The organism is Catenuloplanes japonicus, from assembly GCF_000717135.1.
Classification (GTDB): Bacteria; Actinomycetota; Actinomycetes; order Mycobacteriales; family Micromonosporaceae; genus Catenuloplanes; species Catenuloplanes japonicus.
In genome coordinates, this window is sequence record NZ_JNXY01000097.1 from 1 (window position 1) to 431 (window position 431).

Genomic DNA, 431 nt, shown 5'->3' on the forward strand with positions numbered 1-431 from the left:
GAACAGTGACTCGTTGTAGCCGATGAACAGGAAGAAGCCCATCGGGGACGCGGTGAGGTACCAGACCGCCCGGTGGGCGGTCTCCGGGTCGGTCTCGTGGGCGGTCAGCCGGTGGAGCAGGGCGAGCGCGCCGATCGCGGCGACGTTCGCGACGACCGACGCGCTGGTCAGGGTGCCGCCGGGGAGGATCGGGTCGGTGAGGCGGATCAGCAGCGGGTACAGCGGGAAGAACGCCGGGTAGCCGGGTCCGCCGACCGGATATCCGGCCTCGGCGATGCGGACGTAGTGCAGCGCGTCCCACTGTGACCGCCGTTTCCGAGTCGAAGGTGACCACGTACGCGGGCCGGCCCTGGAGGGTGGTGAAGATTCGTGCGACGTACTCGCCGAGCAGGCCCAGGCACAGTAGTTGCAGGGCGCCCAGGAACATCGTC

1 protein-coding gene is annotated in these 431 nt (G+C 69.1%); it reads right to left on the reverse strand.

The genetic code is table 11. From position 1 onward, the window contains the following. Window positions 1-431, reverse strand: a 431-nt coding sequence (locus OP04_RS48150; protein ID WP_033346817.1) for a mannosyltransferase family protein, incomplete at both ends; no start/stop codon positions are given.